The sequence below is a fragment of the Magnetovibrio blakemorei genome, assembly GCF_001746755.1.
Lineage (GTDB): Bacteria > Pseudomonadota > Alphaproteobacteria > Rhodospirillales > Magnetovibrionaceae > Magnetovibrio > Magnetovibrio blakemorei.
This window is the reverse complement of the sequence record NZ_MCGG01000087.1, coordinates 1-2673: the sequence shown is the minus strand read 5'-3', so window position 1 is coordinate 2673 and position 2673 is coordinate 1. Positions and strand designations below refer to the sequence as shown.

Annotated in this window: 3 protein-coding genes and 1 pseudogene; 2 read left to right on the top strand and 2 right to left on the bottom strand. The window is 51.0% G+C overall.

All coding sequences use genetic code 11. From position 1 onward, the window contains the following. Positions 1 to 366 (top strand): transposase (locus tag BEN30_RS18185; protein ID WP_069957100.1); only part of this gene is annotated, 366 nt, incomplete at its 5' end. 13 nt (positions 367 to 379) lie between these two features. On the opposite strand, the pseudogene BEN30_RS17495 reads toward BEN30_RS18185, so the two are convergent. Both BEN30_RS17495 and BEN30_RS17490 read right to left on the bottom strand, forming a co-directional pair. Next, positions 380 to 1054: pseudogene (locus BEN30_RS17495) on the bottom strand (transposase); the annotation flags it as partial. Positions 1055 to 1323: 269 nt separating this feature from the next. After that, positions 1324 to 1779, bottom strand: coding sequence for a hypothetical protein (locus BEN30_RS17490; RefSeq protein ID WP_069959589.1), 456 nt, complete (start codon positions 1777 to 1779; stop codon positions 1324 to 1326). A gap of 306 nt (positions 1780 to 2085) precedes the next feature. Here BEN30_RS17490 and BEN30_RS17485 point away from each other — a divergent pair, with 306 nt between their 5' ends. Then, the gene (locus BEN30_RS17485) at positions 2086 to 2571 is read left to right on the top strand and encodes a hypothetical protein (protein ID WP_069959588.1); all 486 of its coding nucleotides are present in this window, start codon (positions 2086 to 2088) and stop codon (positions 2569 to 2571) included. The last annotated feature ends 102 nt before the right edge of the window (positions 2572 to 2673 follow it).

Here is a 2673-nt window from a genome sequence, read left to right as displayed (position 1 = left end):
TTAACCGCCCCCTGGATTGTTGATGGCCCCATGAACGCTGATATCTTCGCGCATTACATCGAAACACAACTCGCTCCGACCTTGAGCAAAGGGGACGTTGTTGTTCTCGACAATCTCTCAGCGCACAAATGTGACAGCGCCAAGCAGGCGGTTGAAAAACGAGGGGCCTGGCTCTTATTCCTGCCGCCATATTCGCCTGATTTTAACCCCATAGAACTGGCGTTCTCAAAATTTAAGTCTCATATGAAACGCCTGAAACCTCGTACAATCGATGACCTGTGGAAGACGGCTGGAAAAGTTTGCGACCTGTTCAAGCCAGATGAATGCCGCAACTTCTTTGCCGCAGATGGTTATGCGTCAAAATAACCCGGAAATGATCTAGCTTCAAAAGAACCTCGCGCCAACTTTGCGTCGATTCACGCGTGCCGTCTTCAATAGCCAAAAAGTGCTTCTCCCCACGCTCATTAACACCAATGACCACCAAGGCGCACAGCTTCATTTGTTCACCTCTCAAACCGCTATAGACGCCGTCAGCCCACACATAGACCCAGCGGTCTTTATCCAGTGGTTCGTCACGCCAACTCTGGTATTCTTGACCCCACATCTGCTTCAGCCGCGACACCGTGGTGGCCGATAGACCTTTGGCGTCAGGGCCAATCAATATTTTCAAGGCTTCACCCATCTCACCGCTTGAGACGCCCTTCAAGTACAGCCAAGGCAGTGCAGCCTCCAGAGACTTCGTCTTGCGGACATACGGCGGAACAAGAGCTGACCGGAACGTCACGGGGGCTCCTGCCTTGGAGCGAACTTTGGGGATCTTGACCGTCACCGGTCCCAACCCTGTCTGCAGCTTGCGCTCCGGTAAATGACCATTGCGAACCACAGCGGCATTGCCATTATCGGTGCGGCGGTCAGAATACTGGCTCAACAGTTCCTGAAGTTCTGCCTCTACCGCTTGGTTGATCAACTGCTGCGCACCTGCTCTCAACAAATCTGACAGCGGGTCTGAAATTGCTTCTCGACCCGCGAATTCTAAAACGTTATTCTTCGTCATAGTGGCGTATCTCCTTTGGTTGGATTGGCGTCTTGCAACAACAATTCAACCTGATACGCCGCTTCAATTCAAATGTTCAAACACCAGATTCGGTCATAACTCCTTTTGTTTTTGACCCGTCCGCAAAAATAAACGGCCCGATTGCAGGCACTGCAATCGGGCCGTTGTCTTGTGCGAATTCGTTGTCTTGTGCGAATTCGTTGTCTTGTGCGAATTCGTTGTCTTGTGCGAATTCGTTGTCTTAATCGAACTCGAGCCAGCGTGTTCGCTTAGATGGAGGGCGCATCCATGCGATTGGCGATGTAGCCTTTGAGGTAGTTTTTATAGAGGTAATACCCGGCTGCAGCACCACCGGCGGTGAGCAACACAGGACCCCAAGGGCCAAGACCCAGGCCCAATCCCAGTGTCCAAGACTTTGATGAGCAGCAGGTGCCGATCATCGACGCGGTGCTGGATTTCGTAGCTACGCCAGCGGTCGCGGTTTTGGCCACGGTGGCTTTGCTGACAGTGGTTGCGCCCATGGCGTTCGCGTTGGCGGCATTGGCGGCGACTTTTACTTGAGCCGCCTTTGCACCGGCAATTTTTGCTTTGGCAGCGGCCGCAGCGGCATCGGCTTTCATTTTCGCCGCAGCAGCGGCTTTCATGTCAGCGGCACGCTCAAGCTTGTCAGCCATATCATTGATCTGGGCAACCGTTTTGCCCGCGATAATTTGTTCAACGTTCATGTGATAAGTTCCCACCCAAGTGATTAAAAAACAAGACGCAAATTTGAATTCACAATTATACATAAAAATTGGCCCAATTATACAACTTTTTTTATGCAAAATAAGGGTTTGAGACGAATAAAAGGACTAGTTTTGCGGTTAAAAGCCCGATTATGGCGGCGTCTACCTTTTGTGGCTTTGCACCGGGTTGCTGCTCGGCGAAAATTTTTTTTGAATGTGAGCCGACGGAGGTGTTAGATTCTCAATTTCTGTTGTGCCGATGGCGTCACAGGTCTCTGGTTTTTTGAGGGTGAGAAGTACTCGAACATGAAAAATATGGATAAAATCGCCAGTCGGGTGCAGGCCGCAAAAGCCAGCCTCGCCCGTCAAGAAGCCAATCACGACCGCCAAATCGGCATGCTGTCGCGGGAACTTCTCGAAATCAAAGAAAACCTCTCCAATCAGCACGTACTGATGGAAAAAACCCGCACCGAAAACGAACGTTTAGCGCGCGACAATCGCACCTTGAGCAGTGACAACATTCGTTACAAAGAAATGTTGATGACTCTGCTCGGTGCCATAGAAGGCCGCCAGGATGGGACGATTAATGATGGCGGGCTTCACGACGCGCTGGAAGACGTCAGCTCTCAGGCGTCCCGATTTATCGCCGAACAGCCTGAACCTAAGGTTGTGGTTCGTAAAACGCCAATCCCCAAGCTGGTGGTTGATGCACAACAGATTGAGGGGGCGGTTCCAGCCCCTTCAACGTCCGACGAACTGGTCACGCCTTGGTACATGAATTCGGGTGAGTAAGTCGACCGGCCGTGAATTGAGCAGGGTAGCCTTGATTTACCTTGATTTACCTTGATTTACCTTGATTTACCTTGATTTACCTTGATTTTACCGACAGTTATC